Below are 22,675 nucleotides of genomic sequence, written 5' to 3'. Positions count from 1 at the left end.
GCGGCCGCATCCAGCGCCGCCCGGAATCTTCCTCTCACACTGAATACTGCACCAGTGTCCTTGTCTTCAAATTCCTCGCCCTCTTCCGAGCGCTATGTAGGCCGCTTCGCGCCCTCGCCCACCGGGCCATTGCATTTTGGTTCCCTGGTATGTGCCCTCGGCAGCTATTTGGATGCCATTGCCCATGGCGGCCACTGGCTGATCCGCATGGAAGACCTGGATCCGCCGCGGGAAGTGCCCGGTGCGGCAGAACGCATTCTGCATTCACTGCATACCCACGGCCTGCACAGCCATTCGCCAGTGGTGTGGCAGAGCAAGCGTCACGACCTGTATCAGCATGCACTACAGCAGCTGCGCGCGCAGGATCAAATCTACCCCTGCTCGTGCACGCGCGAGCAAGTACGCAGGGCCGGCGGCCATACCAAAGCCAACTGCATCGGCGAGTCCGGGCCGCACTCTCTGCGCTTTCAGTGCGCCGGCGCCCGCGAAGGGTTTACCGATATCTGGCAAGGCGCACAGCAGCAAGCCATTGATGAGGACCCGATTCTCAAACGCAAAGATGGTCTCTACGCCTACCAACTGGCGGTGGTGGTCGACGATATCGCGCAGGGCGTAAACCATGTGGTACGCGGCGCGGACCTGTTGGACTGCACGGGTATCCAGCGATGCCTGTTCCGCGCGCTGGGTGCCGAACCGCCGCAGTTTGGGCACTTGCCGCTGGTGATGAACGAAGCCGGACAGAAACTGAGCAAGCAGAATCACGCCGCCCCACTGGACGACAACAAAGCCTCCTCGAACCTGATTCAGGCACTGGGATTTCTCGGCCTGCGCCCCTCGCAAGATCTCGCTGCGAACACCCCGGCACATATCCTTGTCTGGGCCAGCGCGCACTGGCAGCGCAAGGCAGTCGATCGTCACAATCGCCGCTCGACTAATTCGACAACCGCCACTCCGGGAAACAGTTGAACTCTGCCCCGGCGGCGCATTAACATTTCGCGCCAGTTTCCCCGTGTTCTAATTCCCTGTGTTCAAGCTGCTTCAACACAGGGATCCCAACAGGCCTCCAATGAGCAACCGCACCCTGTTAATCCTGCTGGTACTGGTGGGCTACGTATTTAGCCCCACCGTATTCACCTGGATGATCAACCCCTCCGGCGCCTGGTATCGCCCTTTTATCCTCTGGTTCGTGCTGATCCTGCTGGCCATTTTTATTCAGCGGAGGCGCAAACCCGATGACCTTTGACATCGTCAATATTGCGCTGATTGGCGTCGCCTATATTTTCGCGCTGTTTTTTGTGGCCTTTGCCACCTCCAAGGGCTGGCTGTCCAGCAATTGGGTGCGCCACCCCTTCTTCTACGTAATGTCTCTGGGGGTCTCGCTCAGTGCCTGGACCTATTACGGCATCATCGATCTCGCCTGGCAGCACGGCTACGGGGTTCTCGCTTATTACCTGGGTACCGGCGCCATGTTCCTGTTTGCGCCGTTTGCGCTGGAACCCCTGGCGCGGCTGGCACAGCGCTACCAGCTAACCTCACCCGCCGATTTGCTGGTATTCCGCTATCACAGCCGCGAAGCCGGCACCCTCGCCACCCTGTTTATGTTGCTGGGGCTGTTGCCGCTCATCGCCCTACAGATTCAGGCGGTAGCGGAAACCCTGGCGCTACTGTCCCGCGACAATGTGGCGGCGATGGCGCTGCCCGATAGTGGCGTCACCAGTAAAGACCTTATCGCTTTCCTTTACTGCGTATTGCTGGCGGTATTTACCAGCACCTATGGGGCCTCGCGCAAACGCCGCGCGGGTCTCGCCAGTGCCATGGCCCTCGAATCCTTGGTCAAACTGGTCGCCCTGCTCGCGGTCGGTCTCTATGCGGTGTACGGTGTTTTCGGCAGCCTCGGTGACCTCGACAACTGGCTCGCGCAAAACAACGATATGCAGCAACTGCTATACACCCCGATCAAGCAGGGCTCTTCCCACACGCTACTGCTGGTGTTTATCGCCACTGCGGTGGCCATGCCGCACATTTTTTATCTGAGTATTGCGGACCGCCCTCCCACCGAAGGGTTGCGCACCGCCAGCTGGGGCTTCCCGCTGTTCATGCTGCTGATGGCGCTGCCGATCTTCCCGATTATGTGGGCGGGCTTTGCCCTGGATGTTACCGAGCCCGTTCAGTACTTCACCCTCGCCGTACCCCGCGCCAGCGGCTCCGCACTGCTGACCATTCTCGCCTTTATCGGTGGCCTGTCAGCGGCCACAGGTGCCCTGATCATGATCACCCTGGCACTGGCCACCATGGTGATGAATCACTGGCTGTTGCCCGGCACGCGCTGGCAATCCGACGATAACATGTACCGCCAGTTACTGTGGTTGCGCCGGGCATTGGTGGCAGCGCTGTTTCTCGCGGGCTTCGCGTTCTACCTGCTGTTGAACAACCGTCTGTCACTATCGGATCTCGCGATCATTGCGTTTATCGCTTCCCTGCAGTTTTTGCCAGGGATCTTCGCGGTTATCCACTGGCCGCAAGGCAACCGGCGCGGATTTATCGGCGGGCTGCTGGCGGGCATGCTGGTGTGGGCCGGCGGGTTATTGCTGCCAGCGATGGTGGGTAACAGCGGCATTCGTATCGGTGACTTCCACATACCGCTGGGGATGGAAATCTGGCCGCAGATCACCACTCTGACCCTGTCGGTAAATATGCTGCTGTTTGTGGGCCTCTCCATCTTCACGCGCACTTCCAGTCTGGAACGCTATGCCGCCGACCTGTGTAGTGACGATTCCATCAGTCAGGCGCTGCGCCTCGAGCTGGATGTGCAATCTGCTGCGGAATTCCGTCTGCGCCTATCTGAGAGCCTCGGCGCGGCCACCGCCAGCCAGGAAGTGAGCCGCGCATTACGCCAACTCAATTTGTCCGAGGAAGAACGGCGCCCCTACGCCCTGCGCCAGCTCCGCGACCGCCTGGAAGCGAACCTTTCCGGCCTGCTGGGGCGTGTACTGGCGGGACAGATTCTCGATCGTCACGTGCCATTCGTTACTAGCGACCAGCCTGCGAATAAAGATATCAACCTGATTGAGACCCGTTTGAGCCGCTACAAAAACCAGCTCACCGGCCTGGCCGCAGAGCTGAACAACCTGCGCCTCTATCACCGGCAAATGCTGGAAGAGCTGCCCATGGCAGCCTGCTCCCTGGGGCGCGACGGCGAAATACTGCTGTGGAACTACGCCATGGCGGAGCTCACGGGAATTAGTGCCAGCGAGGTAATCGGCTCCAAACCCGAATACCTGCCGGAGCCGTGGCGCAGCGAGCTGACCGAATTTGCCCGCTCCACCGATGACAGCCGCTTTAAGCAGCAAGTAGATATCGATGGCACCAGCCACTGGCTGAACCTGCACAAGACGCGACTCAAACAGCGCACCGGAAAATATGGCCGTGAAAATACACGCCGCGACAACCGCAGCGATGGGCAAATGCTACTGGTGGAAGACATCACGGAAACGCAGGTTCTGGAGCAGGAGCTGATGCACAGTGAACGCCTAGCCTCAGTCGGCCGCCTTGCCGCCGGGGTTGCCCATGAAGTCGGCAATCCGGTCACCGGCATCGCCTGCCTCGCGCAAAATCTGCAGTATGAGTCGGAAAACCCTGATGTGTTGGAAACGGCGGACCAAATCCTCAGCCAGACCCAGCGCATCAGCCGAATTGTCCACTCGCTGGTGAGCTTCTCCCACAGTGGCAATCAGGACAGCGAAAAAGCGCCGGTGGACCTGCGTGCCTGCGTGGAAGAAGCTGTGCAGTTGCTATCGCTGCAGCGGGACAAGACCCAGGTTACCTTCGCCAATGAGGTGCCCGCGGACCTGATCGCACTCGGCGACAATCAGCGCCTGATACAGGTATTTATCAATCTGCTGAGTAATGCGCGCGATGCGAGTCCCGATGGTGGCCATATCGAAGTCACTGGTTACACCCGCGCTGGGCAGGCCTGTGTCGCGGTCACCGACAATGGCCCGGGGATTTCACCGGCACACCGGGAGCGGATTCTGGAACCCTTCTTCACCACCAAGGAGCCCGGTGAAGGCACCGGTCTTGGTCTGGCGATGGTGTACAGCATTGTGGAAGAACATGGCGGGCAACTGGAACTGGTCAGCCCGGCTCACCCGGAAACCGGGCGCGGTGCGCAATTTATTGTGCAAATCCCACTGGTTGAACTCTGAGTCACCATCACAACTTAGGGGTGACTGGTGGGTTTATGACCGGTTTGTTACCTGCAGACATAAAAATCAGGCTGTTTTTTGATCACAAACGGAGTGCTGGGTTGCATCGAAACGCTCAAAAGGTAAAACTTAGCGCCTCCTGAACACTTTGTAACCAGGCGTAACACATGAGCCACATTCTGATCGTAGAAGATGAAGCCATTATCCGCACGGCTCTGCGCAAGCTGCTGGAGCGGCACCGCTATAAGATCAGTGAAGCCGGCTCGGTACGTGAGGCCACCACAAAATACCGCCTCGCGGATATGGACCTCATCATTTCCGACCTGCGCCTACCCGGTGCACCCGGCACCGACCTGCTCAAGCTGGCTGGCGACGTGCCGGTACTGATCATGACCAGCTATGCCAGCCTGCGCTCTGCGGTTGACTCCATGCGTATGGGCGCCGCCGACTATATCGCCAAACCCTTCGACCACGATGAAATGCTCGCCACCGTGCGCCGGGTCATCGGCAAGGCGGAACAGAATCGTGCGGCGGGTGCCGCAGCAGCGGACAGCAAAGCGGAAGGCCGCGCCATATCTGGCATGATCGGTGACAGCCCGGTAATGCGCGACCTCTATGCACGTATTCACAAGGTGGCTCCCACTGACGCCACCGTACTGGTGCACGGTGAGACCGGTACCGGTAAAGAACTGGTAGCCCGAGCGATTCACGAAGAGAGCAAGCGCAACGGCAAACCCCTGATCTCGGTGAACTGTGCCGCCATTCCGGAAACCCTGATCGAAGCGGAGCTCTTTGGTCACGAGAAAGGCGCGTTTACCGGCGCGCAAACCGCTCGTGAAGGCCTGATTGCGGCTGCCGACGGCGGCACCCTGTTCCTCGATGAGATTGGCGAATTGCCTCTCGAAGCGCAGGCACGATTGCTGCGTGTGCTGCAGGAAGGTGAGGTGCGCCCCATTGGCGCCATTGAATCCCGCAAGGTCAACGTGCGCCTGGTCGCGGCAACCCACCGAAACCTGCGGCAGCTCGCGGCCGAACACAAGTTCCGGGAAGACTTGTATTACCGTATTAACGTCGTCCAGATGACGCTCCCCCCTCTGCGTGAGCGCGGCAAGGACGTGCTGACCATTGCCGAGAGCCTACTGGAGAAATTCTGCGCCACGGTCAATCGCTCGATCCTGCGACTGTCACCGGAAGCGATTCAGGCAATAACCACCTACACCTGGCCCGGTAACGTTCGCGAGCTGGAGAACGCCATTCAACGCGCGGTGATTCTCACCGAAGACAACGTCGAGATTGACCATCACACCCTCGACATCGATCTGGACCTGGTACCGATCGAAGAGGCCGACCCCGAGCGACGCCCACGCACCAGCCTGCGCGCCGACCCGCGCGAAGACCTGTCCTTGGAAGATTACTTCGCCCGTTTCGTTCTGGAACATCAGGACACCATGAGTGAAACCGAGCTGGCCAAGAAGCTGGGCGTGAGCCGCAAGTGCCTGTGGGAGCGCCGCCAAAAGCTCGGCATCCCGCGCAAAAAGGCCAAACGCCTGGCCGAAGCCTGATCTTTTTCAGCCCGCCCACACACACTAGAAAAGCCCGCGCACACCACGCGGGCTTTTTTGCTACCCCGTCGCAAGAATAAAAAATACCTTAACTTTCAATAATTTGGAGGCAACTTGCGTGCTCGCGCCCCAAGTGGGAAGCCGCGCAGAGTGGGTGCGAATTGGTAACAGGTGAAAGTGTTACCCAGTTCCGCCCCCAAGTAACAACCACCGCACTATGCGTAACGGAAAGCTGTATTTCAGCGCCACAAAAAAGTTCCCCGCAAAGCTAAGTCATTGTTTTTTAAGGGTTTATTAAAGTTGGCACGCTATCTGCTTTGTATAGGCCAAACAACAAGAACAGCCAAGAATAATAATAAATGACTGTTTAAGCCCTAATAACAACTGACAATAAGCGGGCGCAACATAATAAAAATAATAACGGGAAGATCGACAATAAAAGCCAAAGTGATCGAATCCGGAGCAAAACTTGAGCAATAAAAACAATAAAGCTCGCAATAACAATAAAAATAAACAAAAAGTAATAAGAAACAATAATAAAAATAAATAATAAGAATAAAGACGAATAACAAGAACAATAACTTGTAGAAGACAACAAAAATAACGACAAGCACGTGACAAACTGACTGATTGTGCCTGGGAGAGGGTTTGCTGAATAGCAAATTGATAGCGCAAGGAAGCCGCTGCCTTCATACCGAATAAGAATAATTTCTTTCTTTTCTTTATTTCACTCGATGCACTTTGATGCCGGACCCCATTGGATTGGGCCCCGGCAGCTGTGCGTTGCGCTGTATGTGTTAGAATCCGCCCCCAAACCGTCTTCCCGGCCAGTAGCTGCCGGAGCAACCCCGGTTTATCTAGAGTACTTTTAAGCAACCGCTTCAGAGAAAGTACACCGATACAGATACAGCCGCCCCTACATCAGGGGGCTGCGGACAAAACAGATAGCCGTATGTTCAATACCCTGATCAGCCGTATCAAGCGCTGGCACGACAAGTCGAAGTCCGCCGCAGGCGATTCCGCAGCGGAATCCAGCCGGCCAGACACTACTCCCTCAGGCGGCCCTCGCCCACCCAGCCCAGGGCGCAAGAAGTCCAAACGATCCAACAATACCCGCACCGTGATTCCCCGTAGCGATCATTGCCTGTCACGGCGCGACGTGAGCCGCGCGGCCCTAACGGTAATGAAACGGCTGCAGGAAGCCGGTTTTGAAGCTTATATCGTCGGCGGTGGTGTGCGCGATCTGCTGCTGGGCGGACACCCCAAGGACTTTGATGTCGCCACCGATGCCACCCCAGAGCAAGCCAAGCAGCTGTTTCGCGGGGCGCGCATTGTCGGGCGCCGCTTCCGTATCCTCCACGCCCGCATCGGCCGCGAAGTGATCGAGGTAACCACCTTCCGCGGCCATCACAGTGATGGTGAGGCCCACGAGGCGCAGCAATCTGAACACGGGATGCTGCTGCGGGACAACGTTTACGGCGATCTGGAAAGCGATGCGGTACGCCGGGATTTCACCGTCAACGCACTCTACTACACCATTAACGGTTTCGAAGTTCACGATTATACCGGCGGCATTCAGGACATCGAGCAACGCCTGATCCGTATGATCGGCGACCCGGCGACCCGCTATAAAGAGGACCCGGTGCGGATGCTGCGCGCGGTGCGCTTTGCCGCCAAACTGGATTTCGACATTGAACCGGGCACCGCTGCGCCACTGCGCGAGCTGGCACCGCTGCTGCGAAATATCGCCCCTGCCCGCCTGTTCGACGAAGTCCTCAAGCTGCTGATGAGTGGCAATGGCGAGCGCACCTTCGAACTGCTGCGCGAGCACGAATTGTGGCCGCATCTGTTCCCCGACAATGCGCGCATGCTCGAGAGCCCGGAAGCCCTGGCGCTCACCCGCCAGGCGTTGCGCAATACCGATACCCGCATCCGTTCGGACCAACGTGTCACCCCCGCGTTCCTTTACGCAGCGCTGCTGTGGCCCGCGGTCAACAGCGAACAGAAGTTCCTGACCGAAAAAGGCATCCCTCCGGTACCGGCCCTGGCGCAGGCCGCGCAAAAAATTACCAGTGCACAACTGGTACATACCGCGATCCCCAAGCGTTTCTCCATGCCCATGCGGGAAATCTGGGACATGCAATCCCGCCTGCCGCGCCGCGGTGGCGAACGTGCGTTCCGCCTGATGGAGCACCCGCGTTTTCGCGCCGCGTACGACTTCCTGTTACTGCGCGAAGACAGCGGCGAGATCCCTTCCGGGCTGGGCCAATGGTGGACAGAGTTCCAGCAACAGGACGAAGAGCAGCGCTTGCAAATGGTTCGTGACGTTCCCAGAAACGGGCCGCGCGGCAGCAAAAGCCGTGGCCGTCGCAACCGCGGTGGTCGCCGTAACCGCACCAACAAGGGCGGCGAACGCCCGTCAAATTGAGCGGACTTCACAAGTGACTCGCTGTTATATTGGCCTCGGCAGCAACCTCGCGGACCCCGCCGGGCAGCTGCGCAGTGCACTGGACGCCATGGCCGAAATCGCGCACACCCGGTTGATCGAGAGCTCTCCGTTTTATACCAGCGCGCCGGTAGGCCCCGGAGAGCAGCCCGATTATGTGAACGCCGTAGCGGCGCTGGAAACCGATCTAAGCGCGGAAGCGTTACTGGATGCGCTGCAAGCCATTGAGAATGCGCACGGTCGTGAACGCACGGTGCGTTGGGGAGCGCGGACCCTGGACCTGGATGTGTTGCTGTTTGGCAACCACACCCTGGCGACCGACCGCCTGAGCGTACCGCATCCGCGCATTCCAGAACGAAATTTTGTGCTGGTTCCACTGGCCGATGTGGCCCCGGATCTCGTGATGCCCGACGGCACACCTCTGCATGCCCTGCTTGACCAGTGTCCAGCCAACCGGTTACACCGACTGTAACCGGGGAACCTAAAAGGAGTAACCTCGGTGAGTAATTTTCCCGCGTCCGACGCCCCCTCTTCCGACGATTACCGTGCCGAAAACCTTTCCCACGAGATCGATTTGAACGGTCGGGACTTGCCGCGCTTTATTGCGGTAGAGGGCAACATCGGTGTGGGTAAAACCACCCTGGCAAAGCGCCTGGCGGCCACATTCAATTACGATACCCTGCTGGAGCTGCCGGAAGACAACCCCTTCCTCGAGCGGTTCTACCGCGACCCAAAAAGCGCGGCACTGCCCACACAGTTGCACTTTTTGCTGCAACGCTCGCAGCAAATCCAGGCCCTGCGCCAGGACGACATGTTCAAACCCGTGCGGGTAGCAGATTTCCTGATCGAGAAAGACCAGCTGTTTGCCGAGGTCACCCTCGACAGCGACGAACTGCAGCTGTACCGCCAGGTATACCAGCACCTCACCCTCGAAGCTCCGAAGCCCGACCTGGTGATCTACCTGCAGGCGCCTCTGAATGTATTGCAGGAGCGTATTCACAAGCGCGGTATCAGCGCAGAGCGCAGCATCAGTAACGAGTACCTGAGCACCCTCAACGAGGCGTACACCAAGTTCTTCCACTACTACGACCAGGCACCACTGCTCATCGTCAACTGCGCGGAAATCGACATCGTCGACCAGCAGGAGGACTATCAACAGCTGGTGGAATACCTGCTGAACGTAAAAAGCGGCCGGCATTACTACAATCCAGGCAAGTAACCCAGCCAAGCACCACAGTACCATTAGAGAAGTCCGGGCCTATGCGCCCGCAAAGCGAGAACACAACATGCCCTACGGATCCCAAGAGCTGAGCAAGCCCGTTACGGTACAAACGCTGCGCAAAATGAAGGCCGACGGTGAAAAGTTTATCTGTGTCGCCCTCTACGACGCCCCCATGGCGGCGATGGCGCAAAAAACCGGCGTCGAAACCCTGCTGATTGGCGACTCGCTTGGCATGACCGTATTGGGATACGACAGCACTATCCCGGTGACCATGGAGCAGATGATCTATCACGTCGAGGCGGTAGCGCGGGGTAACAAGAAGTCCCTGATCATGGGCGACCTGCCCTTTATGACCTACGCCACCCCGGAGCAAGCTCTGACCAATGCCACCCGCATCATGCAGGCCGGTGCCCATATGGTGAAGATTGAGGGCGGTGCCTGGCTCGCACCGACGGTCAAAATGCTCACCGAGCGCGGTATCCCGGTGTGTGCCCACCTGGGACTTACCCCGCAATCGGTACACAAGCTGGGCGGTTTCCGGGTACAGGGCCGCGACGACGAGCGTGCCGGTGAGATTCTCGATGACGCAGTACAACTGGACGAGGCCGGAGCAGACCTACTGGTGCTCGAGTGTGTCCCCACGGAACTCGGCAAACGCATTACCGAAACCGTCACCATGCCCACCATTGGTATCGGCGCCGGCCCGCACACCGATGCCCAGGTGCTGGTGATCAACGACATTCTCGGCCTCACGGAAAAGCCACCGAAATTCTCCAAGAACTTTCTGGTGGAAGCCGGCGATATTCCCGGTGCGCTGTGTAAGTACGCCGAAGACGTGAAGAGTGGTATTTTCCCGGACGTCGACCACAGTTTTAGTTAAAGCGCACGCACTGGTTAGCGACCGGCACCACGAGAAATCACAGGACAAGCAGTATGGATTTCGAAACCACTTTGAATGTTGCACGCCGCGATGCGCCCGCGCAGATTCCGGCAGGCTGGAGCCAGGGGCGTGCAACCTTTGGCGGTATGGTGGCCGCGGTTCTGTACCAGCCGCTGGAATCGGCGCTGGAGCAGGCCTGTGGTGATACCGCGGCGCAAACATACCTGCGCTCACTAACCTTTTCTTTCGTTGCACCCGCAGCCGCTGGCCCACTGGACACATCGGTGCGCGTACTGCGTGCCGGGCGCTCGGCAGTACAACTGGAAGCCCATGCATCGCAGGGCGAACAGGTGACCACAGCCGTACTGGCGAGCTTTGGCAAGCCGCGCGAGTCTGCGGTTTCGGTCGGCACCGGCGCCGCACCAGAATTTCCCGCACCAGAGGCCTGTGAAGCCCTGCCCTATATCGAAGGGCTGGTCCCGGAGTTTACACAACACTTCGAGTACCGGCTGGGCGAAGGCGCCATGCCATTTACCGGCAGTGATGAAGGGCGTATCGGCGGCTGGATTCGCTTCAAAAGCGACAACAGCGCCCCCGTCAGCACGGGACACCTGCTCGCGCTGATCGACGCCTGGCCACCGGCGGTGCTTTCGCTGGTCACCACGCTGTCCCCTGCCAGCACCCTCACCTGGACTGTGGAACTCATGCCCGCAGCCCACGACCTCGAGGCAAACAGCAACGATTGGTGGCAATATCTGGCGGAGGTGGAGCAGGCGGAAGACGGCTATGCAGTAATTGGGGCGCGCCTGTGGGATGCGCGCGGTCGCCTGATTGCGCTGTCGCGACAGACGGTAACGATCTTCGGCTGATTGCGGGCCAGGGTTCGCCAGCAACGTTTACAGCCATTTTCTCCAGCGAAATGCCACCAGCTGCAACACAACAGTGACAACCAGCAGCACGCTGAAAATAATAAACGCCTGGGGGTTTTCCGAACCGGGAATCCCCCCGACATTTACCCCCAGCAATCCGGTAAAAAACTCAGCGGCAAAAAAACTACAGCAATAATCGACAATAAGTACATCCGGTTGTTGATCTGCTTCGAGATGCGGCCGGCCAATTCCTCCTGAATCACGGCAACACGGTCACGCACCTCATCAATACCTTCGATATGCCGCAACAGACAGTCGCCGACTTCGCGCAGCTGCATTTGATCGCGCTCACTTATGCACGGCCGCATCTCTTCCGTCAGCAGCAGCTCTTGGTTTAGCGGGTGAGTTCCAGACGGGCACCGGCTGTCTCACCCGCTGCAAGCTGCCAGCTATTCGCAAAGGCGTTGCCGTGTTCCACACAGACAAACCCCGTGTAATGCGAACCGACGTCGGCCATTGTGGCCGCGAGCTCTGCACCTGGGTTCCAGGTAATGACGGTGTGGCAGTTTTCACTGCGGGTATGAATTGGATTCGGAGTCAAGATAGTCTGCTCGGCGGGCGCCTGCTCAAAGACACGGTCAATCTCACCGGAAAAGTTCAGATTCCCCTCGAGAAGGTCGCGGGAAAAGCCCGTAGTCTTATCCAGATACGCAACCCCGGACAATCCCTCTACCTGCACGGTATTGACGTCATCCACAGCGAAATAGCTGTGTAGCGCCCAACTGTATTCCGCGGCAACCTCAGCGGTATTGGTCAGCTCAAGGTCGAACGTCAACGCCTCGCCCAAGCCAATGGTGAGCGAACAGTGGAAACTCGGCGCAAAGACGTCGTCACCGGGATGAGAGAAAGACAGCCGCAACAACACGCGGCCATCCTCCTGTTGCTCGCTGCTATTCAGCGTCCAGGACTTACTACGCACTAATCCGTGCTTGGGCTTGGAGGGATCCGCACGGTTTTCCCCAAACCACGGCAGGCACACGGGCACGCCGCCGCGCACGGCGCTACCGGGCGCAAACCGCGCCGCCGGGCTCAGCCATAACAGCGGCGCGCGATCACGCGCGGTGAATTCGAGAACCTGGGCGCCCTGCACCGCAATCACCGCCCGGCATAATGCGGTTTCCACCAGCAACAGGTCCAGACCGGGCTTGCCGTAAAGCGCACCGCTATCGGTATAACTCAGGTAATTGGTTGCAACCACAGGGAAACTCCATCTTCAGTTTTTTGCTGGCAAATTATTGCAGGACAAGCGCGACGGGGAATGCGCAGAATCTTGACAGGGAGCCTTAGTCTATCGTCTCCGCAGGGGCGTTTGCTATTTGCACGCCATCTCGCGGTGGCGATGCAATATCGGTCGAGCTGATCTGAAGCCAGTCGAACCCCTCCTGCTGGCAGGCAAAAATGCAGTTAGCCGCGCTGGCAGCAGCATCAGACAGGGCCGCACGCGCGAGTTCGAGGCTGTTGTTCTTTTCGCTGATATGCGCCACAACTAGGTGCTGCAGGTGGTCGCTGCCGACCCGCTGCAGAAAACCTGCCGCCTGTTGATTGCTCAGGTGGCCGTAGGCACCGCCCACGCGACGCTTCAACGAGGGCGGATATGGGCCCTGCGCCAGCATTTGTGGATCGTGATTGGCTTCCAGTACCAGCGCATCACAGTCGCCAAAATGGGACTCAACATGGGGGGTGATGGTACCCAGATCGGTAAGCAGGCCGAGACTGCTGCCACGGCTGCGAAACACAAACTGCGCGGCTTCGCGGGCATCGTGGGGGACGGCCACCGGGGTGACCTGAATATCCCCGATCACGAATGGCTGGTGCCCTTCGATCAGGTGAACCTGCGGCAAGGTACCGATATCCCGCGCACGCAGGGTGCCCGGCGTCAGGTACACCGGCAGGCGGTACTTGCGCGCAAGTGGGCCGACGCCGCCCATATGGTCGCTGTGTTCGTGTGTTACAAGAATTGCGGAGAGGTCCGCGGGAGAGACACCGAGCCGCGCCATGCGCCGCTCGGTTTCCTTGATGGTGAAACCGCAGTCCACCAACAGGCAGTGATCACCACAGGCGACCAGAGTGCCATTGCCCTTACTACCACTACCCAGGGAGGCAAATCGGATCGCCATGTCGTTACAGTTTCCGTCAGATCAGGTTCTGGCGGATCGCCATCAGCAGCTCGGAGGCTCTGGCGCGGGAAAGCGGTTTGCCACGGGTAGAGCGCACGCGCACCTGCACGGATTCACCTACCTGACGCATCACCACCAGGTATCCGGGGATATCTGACGCCGGAGCACCGCCAACGCCGGGGATGCCGGCAAACAATTGCGCGCTCGGATCAACATTCGCCAATACCTGCTCCAGGCTGTAGCCATCGGCAGCCTGCGCAATCTTGTCTTCCCCTCTGCCGGAACGCCAGCTGGAGAACCATCCTTCATCTTCCTCGGAAAGCTCGCGGTCCGGGTCGAAGGTGACGTAGTAAACGCCCTGATCCGCATCTTCTTTATGCAGGCGATAGGCGCCGGTATTCAGCGCGTGGGCAACGGTGGCACGCGCACGATTCATTGCCAGATCAAGCGCCACAAACGGCTCCTGACCGGCAGGCTCCATCACCTGAACCTTGACCTTGCCACCACCAACGGCCTGCGCCACGAGGGAGGCGGAGGTGCCGGCGGCATCTGTGGCCAGCGCGGTGGACATCTCGTCGATCATCCAGCCTTCACGCTCCGCGCTGCTGGACTGGGCCGGCCAGGTAACCGCCTCACTGGCCGGGGCAGACATCGGCGCGGACAGGTGACGCACATGAATTTCCGTGGTGTCCGGTTGCACTCCGGACTCGACCTGCAAACGGTACTTGTCTTTGGTTTCCGGGCTTTCGCCAAAGGTCAGCCAGGTGGTTTCCATGGTGCCAGAACCCGCGTCGGACATCGCCAGCTGCAGGCCGGTGGTACGCAGGAAGTAATGCAATTGCGGCCAGACTTCATCCGGCGGCTGATTCACCAGCACCCAGCGACGGCTGCCCAGCTTTTGAATTTTCACCCGATCCAGGCCCACGTTGACGTTCAGAGCCTGGGGACGTGGAACAACGAATTCTCCGCGCTCCACATCACCGGCAATGGTCGGCACTTCGTAAAGCTCTTCCTGGGGCTTCTCGGTAATGCCGGCGGGCATGCGCAGGGGTGGCAGGCTGTTGGCCATTTGGTAGTCGTCTCCGCGGTCGCGGAAATACCCATCATTGCCGAAAATACCACAGCCACTGAGAGTAGAAACCACAGCGCACAGCAGCGCTCCGGTGGTCAATTTTGTCATTATTCGTACCTTGTCGAATCAGTCGCGATCGCGTTTTATCCAGTTACGCTGGCCTTGCGTAAATCCGATGTCTCGGGTCTCAGCCAACCGTCTTGTCGCTGTCAGAGCACACCCGCACTGCGCAGCGCATCGCGCACTACACCGTGATGTTCGGCGGACAGCTCGGTCAAAGGCAGACGGATTCCGCTATCGATACGGCCCATTTCTTTCAGTGCCCATTTAACCGGTATGGGGTTGGACTCCACAAACAGTGTTTTGTGCAATTGTTCGATACGTTGATTGATTGCGCGGGCGGTTTCGGCGTCTCCAGCCAGGGCAGCCTCACACATTTGCGCGACTGCGGCAGGAGCAACGTTGGCGGTAACACTGATGTTGCCGTGACCACCCATCAAAATCAGTTCCGCTGCGGTGGCATCGTCACCAGAGTAGACAGCAAAGTCTTCCGGTACCAGATCAATTACCGCGCGAGCCCGCTCCAGGTCGCCAGTCGCTTCTTTGATACCCACGATATTGGCTACCGAGCTCAGGCGTGCAACGGTTTCCGGCAGCATATCCACGGCGGTACGCCCGGGCACATTGTAGAGAATCTGAGGAATGTTGACGGCCTTCGCCACTGCCTTGAAGTGCAGGTACAGGCCTTCCTGAGTCGGCTTGTTGTAGTAAGGGGTCACCAGCAGGCAGGCATCGGCACCACATTTTGCCGCGGTGGCGGTCAGCTCGATGGCTTCGGTGGTGGAGTTGGCGCCAGTACCCGCGATCACCGGAATGCGCCCGGCAACCTGATCCACGACCCGGCGAATGACTTCCAGATGCTCGTGTACATCGAGAGTTGCAGACTCGCCTGTGGTTCCTACGGCCACCAGAGCACGGGTGCCCTGCTCTATGTGCCACTCCACCAAGTCGTGCAGTTTGTCCCAATCCAGGCTGCCATCTGCATACATGGGTGTGGCGAGCGCCACCATACTGCCGGAAATCATTGCAACTCCTTCTCTAACCGGCCGCGAGCCGGTTAATACCACCAAAAATAGAATGCGGTATGTTACTTAGCGGGCAGGTTGGATGCCAGCGCAAAAAAGTCATCCACTGGAACAGAAGCCGACACCACCAAAACTGGTTATTTTTTGCGCTTTTTGCGCCGCTTTTTACGCGGCGGGTAGAAACTTTCCTCACCCTCGGGACGGGTTTTGAAGCGACGGTGCACCCACATGTACTGCGAGGGGTTTTCGCGCATGCGGGCCTCGACGAACTCATTCACCAGCACCGCGTCCTGGTACTCATCACCGGAGGGTATCTCGTCAATCGCCGGGAAGACCTTGACCTGATAGATACCTTTATCCTCCAGGCGCGTCACCGTATAGGGCACGACCTTGGCGCGGCCAACCCGCGCAAATCGAGAAGTACCGGTTACCGTTGCCGCCGGGACGCCGAACAGCGGCGCAAACACGCCCTGCTTGATGCCGTAGTCCTGGTCCGGCGCGTACCAGACCGCGCGACCACGTTGCAGCGCGCGCAACATGCCGCGCACATCCTTGCGCTGCAGCACATTGGACTCTTCGCTGTGACGCTCGCGGCCTTTACGCTGCATATAGTCGTATACCGGGTTCTTGTGTGGCCGATACATGCCATCCACCGAATGGCTCATGCTCATAAAGGCCGCACCCATCTCCAACGTGGTGAAATGCATGGCCATCAGCACGATGCCCTGCCCCTGGCTCTGCGGCTCCTGCAGGTGCTCCAGGCCCTCGATCGTGAAGCGGCGACGCAGCCAGCGCGGGGAGCGGAACCAGGCCATGCCCGCCTCCATCAGCGCAATACCATTCGAGGCAAAGTTGCGCCGCAGCAGCTGCTCGCGCTCGGCAGGGGATAGCTCGGGAAAACACAGGGCCAGATTGCGCTCGGCAATCTGTCGGCGGTCATCGGCAAAGCGCAGCATCAGCCCGCCAAGGGCGCGGCCCATGGCGATTTGCCAGCGATAGGGCAGCTGGGCCACCAGATACCAGATTCCAAAGAGGGTCCAGGTGAACCAGTAACGCGGGTGCAGCAGGGCGGCGCGAAAATGGGGTTTTTCCATAAAACGGGTAATTGCGATCAGGGAATGGAGTCCCGGCCACCGCAGCGGCAGGAGGAATGCGGCGCATTATAGCTCCGCACCCCGCCAGCGGATATACCCGTTGAACAAACCCTTCTGTTGGGTCACAAAATGGAGTTCGTGAAAACCAAACCCGTCCCAAACACGCTAAGCACCCCGAGCGGAGCCATTAGAGAGATTAGGGAAGGTAAAGTACCAGACCGCTCAATGACGCAACATAGCGTCGAGCTCGTCGACCACCTCGCACCAGTCGCTGTCCTCATTCAGCGCGTCACTCAAGAACTTGCGCTGGCTATCACTCCAGAAGGTGGCCAGGGTGAGCTTTTCTTCTCCCGCTAGTTGGTGACTATTGAGGAAGTCCTCAATCGCGTCATTGTCGGACCCCAGCCCCAGTTGGGCAAAGAGGTCGCTCAGAGTGTGGTGCCCTCTCATATCCATGGTGTTCTCCTGCTGATTTATGTGGCCTGCCCTGAGTATAGGCGCGGGCACACGGCACCCAATCTATCCTCATCGGCAACTCTGCAGGAACGGCACCAAAAACTAAAAAAATGGAAATTCACGCCAAGATATTTCGAATTATGCGCCAGTAGAGAGATAGCCATCACACTTCCATCATCACCAGATTCGGCCCGGCCCGCTAGTTGTTACAGTGGCCAACGCGGTATCCAGAAAAATAAACCCATCGATAGAACGAAAAAATTACGAGGAAAATTGCAATGGCAAAGGGATTTTTGAAAAAAACGCCTATCGCATTCGGTATTGCTGCAACACTGGCCTCAGTCCAGGTTTTCGCGCAAAGCGCACAGAGTGACGCCCAAGAGGGGGAAATGGAGCTGGTAGAAGTGACCGGCTCGCACATCAAGCGTGCAGCAATGGACGGCCCCTCTCCCGTGGCCAGCCTGACTGCGGAAGATATCGCCAATACCGGAGTCACCGACCTGATCGGCCTGTTTGCCCGGCTGCCCATTTCAGGCCAGGGCACCTTCTCCACTCAGGCCAATAGCAGCGACGACACCGCCAATGGGGGCTCCTCGGTTTCCCTGCGCGGACTGGGGGCGGACTCGACTCTGATCCTGGTGAATGGCCGCCGTGTATCCGTGAGCCCCTTCGCCAAAAACATCGATACCGCCTTCGTGGATATCAACAATATTCCCCTCGCCGCAATCAAGCGGGTGGACATTCTTAAAGACGGCGCCTCCGCCACTTACGGTTCCGATGCCATCGCCGGCGTCATCAACGTCATTCTACGCGACGATTTCGACGGCCTCGAAATCTCCGGCAAGATTGGCGGTACCAGCGCCGGTGGCGGCGAGGAAAGCAATATCAGCATGGTATGGGGCAATACCACCGACAACAGCAGCCATACCTTTATCGTTGATTACTTTAATCGCGAAGAGCTGCTCTATGCGGATCGCCGCTATTCCAGAACGGCCAACCAGGCCGCGGCGCGCCCGAACGACCCCTTTGCCACGGATTTCCGCAGTTCCTCGGGCATTCCGGGAACCATTGCCCTCGCATCAGACCCCACCAATCGCCTGCCGGATACCTTCGGCAACGACGTTTGCGCAGCCGAGGACATAGACACCGCCAACAACCTGTGCCGCTATGACTACGCGCCACACATGACCATGGTGCCCTCCACCGAACGACTCAGTTACAACTATCTCGGCACATACACCCTGTCGGACAACCTGGAAGCCTTTGTGGAGCTGAGCGGGCAGAACGCCAAAACCACAGTAAAAGGCGCCGGCAGCCCCAGTTTCAACGAACTGTTTATGGCCGGCGACAATCCCAACCACCCATTCGCCGGGAACCCCACGCACCCCTTCTTCGGCCAGGACTTGACCATGCGCCGGCGTACCGTGGATATCGGCAATCGCCAGAAAGAGGTGGACTCGGATTACTTCCGCAGCGTGCTGGGCCTCGAAGGCGAGCTGGGCAGCTGGAGCTGGGAAGCCGCCTACAGCTACATCAAGAGCGACGCGGTTGAGCGCGGCGTGGACGGTTTCCCCAACTCCCGTCGTATCCAGGAGGCCATCGACAGCGGGCTTTGGAACCCCTTTGAACCCTCCAGCAATACCGCCGAGGCACTGGCCTACATCGAGACCACTACCACTCGTGTGGGCAAGTCCACCACCCGCTCTTACGATGCACAAATCTCTGGACCCGTGCTGGCCATGCCCAGTGGCGACATGATGCTTGCACTGGGGGTTGAGCACCGCAGAGACAGCATCAGCGACAACCCGGATGACCAGTTCGTGCGTGGCGATATTTTTGGCACCGAGGCTACCCAGGCAAACGGCAGCCGGGACAACACTGCGCTGTTTGCAGAACTGGCGGCGCCACTTGGCGACAACTTTGAAATGCAGCTCGCGGTGCGCCACGAAGACTACAGCGATTTCGGTACCACCACGGACCCCAAGGTATCCTTCCTGTGGTCCCCCCTGGACAGCCTTAGCCTGCGCGGTTCCTGGGGCACGGCCTTCCGCGCGCCGTCGCTTTCTCAACTGGGTTTGGGCCGCACGGATGAATCGCCAAACCTCGTAGACACCATACGCTGCGATGCGGTGGGCAATGTCAACAAGGCCTGTGAACCTCAGGAATACACAGCTGTTTTCGAAGGCAACCCAGACTTGGGGCCAGAAGAATCCGAGAGCTACAATCTCGGTGTCATCGTCAACCTGAGCGACAGTTTTACGGCCTCGCTGGATTACTACCACTACGAAATCGAAAATATCATCGATTCGGATACCCAGTTTGTATTCAGCAACTTTGGCGACGATCCGAATGTCGTTGTTCGACTCCCATCATCGGATCCTAACGACCCGGGTGAGGTGGTGACCATCAACGACTCCTTCCAGAACCTTGGCGACCTCAACACCTCCGGCCTGGACCTGGACCTGCGTTACAACCTGGACAGTAACCTCGGCAGTTTCACCTTGTCCTACGTAATGAATTACGTGCTGGAGTACGAGGACCTGCGCCCCGACGTGGACGGAGGCCTGCGCGTCAACCTTACGGAAGGGGATTATGAACAGCCAGAATGGCGCTGGACCGGAGCAGTTGACTGGAGCCGCGGCGACCTGGGCGCACGGCTTGCGGTGAACTATATCGACAGCTTTGCTCAAGACGCGTCCGTGCAGCAGCCAGGCATGAGCGACATCGACTCCATGACCACTGTAGACACCACGGTAAATTACTTCGGTTTTGAAAAGATTACTGTGACCCTTGGTGTCACCAACCTGTTCGATGAGGAGCCACCGTTCGACTACTCCGACTTTATGGGCTTTACCCCAACAATCCACAGTGGTCAGGGACGTTTTGCCTACCTCTCCTCAACCTACCAGTTCTAACCGCTAATCCCTGCTTGCAGGTAAGCCAAACCCAAAGAGGGCTGCCAGAAATGGCAGCCCTCTTTTTATCACCCGCACCAAAAGATTCGATTCTATGGCGCAGGATTCGGGTTCCCGTTGTGAATTTCATTAATTGCCGTCAGCAACTCGTCGTCCAATACCAGCTCCGCACTGGCAATATTGCTTTGCAGCTGCGCGAGCGTAGTCGCGCCGATGATATTGCTGGTGACAAACGGCTGCTGGGTAACAAACGCCAGAGCCATTTGCGCCGGGTCCAGCCCAAATTCCCGCGCCAGTGCCACATAGGCCTCGGTGGCTGCGACGGCGCGCTCGCCGGTATAGCGCTGGAAGCGTTCGAACAAGGTAAGGCGCGCGCCTTCGGGTTGGGCGCCATCCAGGTATTTGCCGCTCAAGGTGCCGAAGCCGAGGGGCGAATAGGCGAGTAACCCACACTGCTCGCGGATGGCCATTTCCGCCAGGCCCACCTCAAACGTGCGGTTCAACAAACTGTACGGGTTCTGGATCGAGGCCACCCGGGGTTTGTTACCGTGGGCGGCCAGGCGCAGATACCGGTGCATGCCCCAGGGCGTTTCATTGGACAGGCCGATGTGGCGCACCTTACCCGCGGCAACCAGTTCCTGCAGAGCGGACAGGGTCTCCGAAATCTCCACGCCGTCATCATCGCCGTGCTGATAACCCAGCTTGCCGAAGAAGTTGGCCTGCCGCTCTGGCCAGTGCACCTGATACAGATCGATGTAATCCGTCTTCAGCCGCGCCAGCGAATCATCACACGCCTTGAGAATTTGGGCGCGGTCCAGACGTGGGCCGCCACGGACATGACCAACACCCGAGTTCGCCGCCCCGCGTCCGGTCACTTTGGTTGCCAGCACCACTTGCTCACGCTTGCCGCGCTGCTGCAGCCAGTTACCGATAAATTCTTCGGTGCGGCCGCAGGTTTCCGGGCGGGGTGGTACCGGGTACATTTCCGCACAGTCGATAAAGTTCACGCCGTGCTCTGTCGCGTAATCCAGCTGTGCAAATGCATCGTCCTGGGAGTTCTGCTCACCAAACGTCATGGTTCCGAGACAGATCTTGCTCACCTCGAGGTCGGTTTTTCCGAGCTTGCGAGTTTCCATGCAACTTCTCCTGCGCAGTCAAAAGTACGCGAGTATAAAACGAAAACGCCGGGCAATTGCCCGGCGTTTATTCTGTACGGTTGAGCGCGCTTACTTGAAGTCCGCTTCCACCACCGGGCTGGTCTCGGCTGCGTAATCAACGCCGTTTACCCCAAACCCGAACAGCTTGAGGAAATCGTCGCTGTAGCCTTTGTAATCGGTCAGCTGGAACAGGTTTTCCTCGGTCACTTCGGGCCACAGTTTCTCGATTTTCGCCTGGGTTTCCGCACGCAGCTCCTTGTCATCCATGCGGAAACGATTCACGTCATCGAGACGCGGCGTATCCGTGTACAGGCCCTCGGTGTAGAGGCGGTACAACTGCTCGATACAACCTTCGTGGGTGCCCTCTTCTTTCATCACCTTGTATACCAGGGAGATATACAGCGGCATAACAGGAATTGCGGAACTGGACTGAGTAACCAGCGCCTTCAGTACGGCAACATTCGCACTGGCGCTGCCGCTGTCACTGATGGCCTTGGCGGCGCGGTCGAGATCTTCCTTCGCCTTGCCGATGGTGGCGTGACCGTAGATCGGCCAGGTGAGTTTCTCACCGATATAGGTGTAGGCAACGGTCTTACAATCGTCCGCCAGAACACCGGCTTCACCCAGGGCCTGCATCCACAGTTCCCAGTCTTCACCGCCCATCACCTTAACGGTCGCGGCAATTTCTTCTTCGTTCGCCGGGTCAACACTGATATCGGAGATTTCCAACTTGTCGGTGTTGAGGTTCTTGGCGGTATAGGACTCGCCAATCGGCTTCAGTACCGAGCTGTACAGTTCGCCGGTTTTCGGATCCGTGCGGCGCGGAGACGCGAGACTGTAGATAACCAGGTCGATTTTGCCCAGGTCCTGCTTGATCATGTCGATCGCCTGCGCCTTTATCTCATCGGAGAAGGCATCGCCATTAATGCTCTTGGCGTACAGGCCGGCTTTGTGCGCTTCCTGCTCGAACGCGGCAGAGTTGTAGTAACCGGCAGACGCGGTGCGCTTCTCGGTGGGGGGCTTTTCAAAGAACACCCCCAGGGTGTTTGCGCCACAACCGAAGGCTGCGGTAATGCGCGAAGCGAGACCGTAACCGGTGGATGCGCCAACCACGAGGACGTTTTTCGGGCCGTCTTCGATAGCGGGCTGGGATTTGATGTATTCGATCTGCTCGCGCACGTTGGCGGCACAGCCTTGCGGGTGGGCGTTGGTACAGATGAATCCGCGAACTTTCGGCTGGATAATCATGCCGGGCTCTCCGTTGGGTAATTCTTCGAACGTCTGTTCTTGCGTAGCTAGCCGACCGGTCGGCCATAAAGCGGGACATTCTAAAGCGTGTCGCCGGCAACGCCCATAGTGCGAGGTCACGGATCGGGAATTTCATGGCCAATATTTCGGGTATCGCGGCCAATTTAGCCAATATTGACTCGCGTCGCTCGCCCCACTCGAGTGCGACCTGCACAATTTTTGAACACAAATGACCAGTTTGGACGCCCGAGTATCCCCCCTTTCCCCCAGATAATTTCGCAAACCGT

The 22,675-nt window shown here is 58.5% G+C and carries 19 protein-coding genes; 10 read left to right on the top strand and 9 right to left on the bottom strand.

Going from position 1 to position 22,675, the window contains the following annotated elements; genetic code table 11:
- The first annotated feature begins 54 nt into the window (after positions 1-54).
- The 9 genes from gluQRS to LCM31_RS13445 all read left to right on the top strand — a co-directional run bounded on the left by gluQRS (position 55) and on the right by LCM31_RS13445 (position 11,184).
- Positions 55-966, top strand: coding sequence for a tRNA glutamyl-Q(34) synthetase GluQRS (gene gluQRS, locus LCM31_RS13485; RefSeq protein ID WP_224870906.1), 912 nt, complete (start codon positions 55-57; stop codon positions 964-966).
- Positions 967-1,066: 100 nt separating this feature from the next.
- On the top strand, positions 1,067-1,243 hold the full coding sequence (locus tag LCM31_RS13480; protein ID WP_010130964.1) for a hypothetical protein: 177 nt from the start codon (positions 1,067-1,069) through the stop codon (positions 1,241-1,243).
- The gene (locus LCM31_RS13475) at positions 1,233-4,205 is read left to right on the top strand and encodes an ATP-binding protein (protein WP_224870904.1); all 2,973 of its coding nucleotides are present in this window, start codon (positions 1,233-1,235) and stop codon (positions 4,203-4,205) included. The genes LCM31_RS13480 and LCM31_RS13475 overlap by 11 nt, the downstream gene beginning before the upstream one ends.
- Positions 4,206-4,372: 167 nt before the next feature.
- Positions 4,373-5,767, top strand: coding sequence for a sigma-54-dependent transcriptional regulator (locus tag LCM31_RS13470; protein WP_224870902.1), 1,395 nt, complete (start codon positions 4,373-4,375; stop codon positions 5,765-5,767).
- Positions 5,768-6,719: 952 nt separating this feature from the next.
- Positions 6,720-8,195 carry a polynucleotide adenylyltransferase PcnB gene (gene pcnB / locus LCM31_RS13465; protein WP_224870900.1) on the top strand — a complete coding sequence of 492 codons (1,476 nt, stop codon included), beginning with the start codon at positions 6,720-6,722 and terminating at the stop codon, positions 8,193-8,195.
- 13 nt (positions 8,196-8,208) lie between these two features.
- Positions 8,209-8,685, top strand: coding sequence for a 2-amino-4-hydroxy-6-hydroxymethyldihydropteridine diphosphokinase (folK, locus tag LCM31_RS13460; RefSeq protein WP_224870899.1), 477 nt, complete (start codon positions 8,209-8,211; stop codon positions 8,683-8,685).
- 27 nt (positions 8,686-8,712) lie between these two features.
- Positions 8,713-9,432, top strand: coding sequence for a deoxynucleoside kinase (locus tag LCM31_RS13455; protein WP_224870897.1), 720 nt, complete (start codon positions 8,713-8,715; stop codon positions 9,430-9,432).
- A gap of 67 nt (positions 9,433-9,499) precedes the next feature.
- The gene (gene panB / locus LCM31_RS13450) at positions 9,500-10,315 is read left to right on the top strand and encodes a 3-methyl-2-oxobutanoate hydroxymethyltransferase (protein WP_224870895.1); all 816 of its coding nucleotides are present in this window, start codon (positions 9,500-9,502) and stop codon (positions 10,313-10,315) included.
- Positions 10,316-10,368: 53 nt separating this feature from the next.
- Entirely contained in the window at positions 10,369-11,184 is an 816-nt protein-coding gene (locus tag LCM31_RS13445) for an acyl-CoA thioesterase (RefSeq protein ID WP_224870893.1), read from the top strand.
- A 143-nt stretch (positions 11,185-11,327) separates the two neighbouring features.
- Here LCM31_RS13445 and LCM31_RS13440 read toward each other — a convergent pair whose 3' ends face one another.
- The 7 genes from LCM31_RS13440 to LCM31_RS13410 all read right to left on the bottom strand — a co-directional run bounded on the left by LCM31_RS13440 (position 11,328) and on the right by LCM31_RS13410 (position 17,068).
- Entirely contained in the window at positions 11,328-11,522 is a 195-nt protein-coding gene (locus LCM31_RS13440; RefSeq protein ID WP_263601111.1) for a CorA family divalent cation transporter, read from the bottom strand.
- Between the two features lie 56 nt (positions 11,523-11,578).
- Positions 11,579-12,442: a D-hexose-6-phosphate mutarotase gene (locus LCM31_RS13435; RefSeq protein WP_224870890.1), complete on the bottom strand. Its 864-nt coding sequence runs from the start codon at positions 12,440-12,442 to the stop codon at positions 11,579-11,581.
- A gap of 85 nt (positions 12,443-12,527) precedes the next feature.
- Entirely contained in the window at positions 12,528-13,361 is an 834-nt protein-coding gene (locus LCM31_RS13430) for an MBL fold metallo-hydrolase (protein WP_224870888.1), read from the bottom strand.
- A gap of 16 nt (positions 13,362-13,377) precedes the next feature.
- On the bottom strand, positions 13,378-14,541 hold the full coding sequence (bamC, locus tag LCM31_RS13425; RefSeq protein ID WP_222232107.1) for an outer membrane protein assembly factor BamC: 1,164 nt from the start codon (positions 14,539-14,541) through the stop codon (positions 13,378-13,380).
- Positions 14,542-14,642: 101 nt separating this feature from the next.
- Positions 14,643-15,518 (bottom strand): 4-hydroxy-tetrahydrodipicolinate synthase, encoded by an 876-nt coding sequence (gene dapA, locus LCM31_RS13420; RefSeq protein ID WP_222232108.1) that lies wholly within the window; start codon positions 15,516-15,518, stop codon positions 14,643-14,645.
- 137 nt (positions 15,519-15,655) lie between these two features.
- On the bottom strand, positions 15,656-16,612 hold the full coding sequence (gene lpxL / locus LCM31_RS13415; protein WP_224870886.1) for an LpxL/LpxP family Kdo(2)-lipid IV(A) lauroyl/palmitoleoyl acyltransferase: 957 nt from the start codon (positions 16,610-16,612) through the stop codon (positions 15,656-15,658).
- A 222-nt stretch (positions 16,613-16,834) separates the two neighbouring features.
- Positions 16,835-17,068 (bottom strand): DUF2789 family protein, encoded by a 234-nt coding sequence (locus LCM31_RS13410; protein WP_222232111.1) that lies wholly within the window; start codon positions 17,066-17,068, stop codon positions 16,835-16,837.
- A gap of 278 nt (positions 17,069-17,346) precedes the next feature.
- Here LCM31_RS13410 and LCM31_RS13405 point away from each other — a divergent pair, with 278 nt between their 5' ends.
- A complete protein-coding gene (locus LCM31_RS13405; protein WP_224870884.1) occupies positions 17,347-19,983 on the top strand; it encodes a TonB-dependent receptor plug domain-containing protein in 2,637 nt (878 codons plus the stop codon).
- A 92-nt stretch (positions 19,984-20,075) separates the two neighbouring features.
- Here the strand turns inward: LCM31_RS13405 and LCM31_RS13400 are convergent, their stop codons facing one another.
- Positions 20,076-21,119: an NADP(H)-dependent aldo-keto reductase gene (locus tag LCM31_RS13400; protein ID WP_224870882.1), complete on the bottom strand. Its 1,044-nt coding sequence runs from the start codon at positions 21,117-21,119 to the stop codon at positions 20,076-20,078.
- Positions 21,120-21,209: 90 nt separating this feature from the next.
- The gene (fabV, locus tag LCM31_RS13395; protein ID WP_224870879.1) at positions 21,210-22,388 is read right to left on the bottom strand and encodes an enoyl-ACP reductase FabV; all 1,179 of its coding nucleotides are present in this window, start codon (positions 22,386-22,388) and stop codon (positions 21,210-21,212) included.
- Between the last annotated feature and the right edge of the window lie 287 nt (positions 22,389-22,675).

It is taken from the genome of Microbulbifer agarilyticus (genome assembly GCF_020171345.1).
In the GTDB taxonomy this organism is placed as follows: Bacteria; Pseudomonadota; Gammaproteobacteria; order Pseudomonadales; family Cellvibrionaceae; genus Microbulbifer; species Microbulbifer agarilyticus_D.
Note: the sequence above shows the minus strand (reverse complement) of the source record. Positions and strands in the feature narration are given on the sequence as shown.

Coding starts and splice junctions, on each gene's coding strand:
- LCM31_RS13480 (WP_010130964.1), top strand. CDS start 1,067: ATGAGCAACCGCACCCTGTTAATCCTGCTGGTACTGGTGGGCTACGTA.
- LCM31_RS13475 (WP_224870904.1), top strand. CDS start 1,233: ATGACCTTTGACATCGTCAATATTGCGCTGATTGGCGTCGCCTATATT.
- LCM31_RS13470 (WP_224870902.1), top strand. CDS start 4,373: ATGAGCCACATTCTGATCGTAGAAGATGAAGCCATTATCCGCACGGCT.
- pcnB (WP_224870900.1), top strand. CDS start 6,720: ATGTTCAATACCCTGATCAGCCGTATCAAGCGCTGGCACGACAAGTCG.
- panB (WP_224870895.1), top strand. CDS start 9,500: ATGCCCTACGGATCCCAAGAGCTGAGCAAGCCCGTTACGGTACAAACG.
- LCM31_RS13445 (WP_224870893.1), top strand. CDS start 10,369: ATGGATTTCGAAACCACTTTGAATGTTGCACGCCGCGATGCGCCCGCG.
- LCM31_RS13440 (WP_263601111.1), bottom strand. CDS start 11,522: ATGCAGCTGCGCGAAGTCGGCGACTGTCTGTTGCGGCATATCGAAGGT.
- LCM31_RS13430 (WP_224870888.1), bottom strand. CDS start 13,361: ATGGCGATCCGATTTGCCTCCCTGGGTAGTGGTAGTAAGGGCAATGGC.
- bamC (WP_222232107.1), bottom strand. CDS start 14,541: ATGACAAAATTGACCACCGGAGCGCTGCTGTGCGCTGTGGTTTCTACT.
- dapA (WP_222232108.1), bottom strand. CDS start 15,518: ATGATTTCCGGCAGTATGGTGGCGCTCGCCACACCCATGTATGCAGAT.
- lpxL (WP_224870886.1), bottom strand. CDS start 16,612: ATGGAAAAACCCCATTTTCGCGCCGCCCTGCTGCACCCGCGTTACTGG.
- LCM31_RS13410 (WP_222232111.1), bottom strand. CDS start 17,068: ATGGATATGAGAGGGCACCACACTCTGAGCGACCTCTTTGCCCAACTG.
- LCM31_RS13405 (WP_224870884.1), top strand. CDS start 17,347: ATGGCAAAGGGATTTTTGAAAAAAACGCCTATCGCATTCGGTATTGCT.
- LCM31_RS13400 (WP_224870882.1), bottom strand. CDS start 21,119: ATGGAAACTCGCAAGCTCGGAAAAACCGACCTCGAGGTGAGCAAGATC.
- fabV (WP_224870879.1), bottom strand. CDS start 22,388: ATGATTATCCAGCCGAAAGTTCGCGGATTCATCTGTACCAACGCCCAC.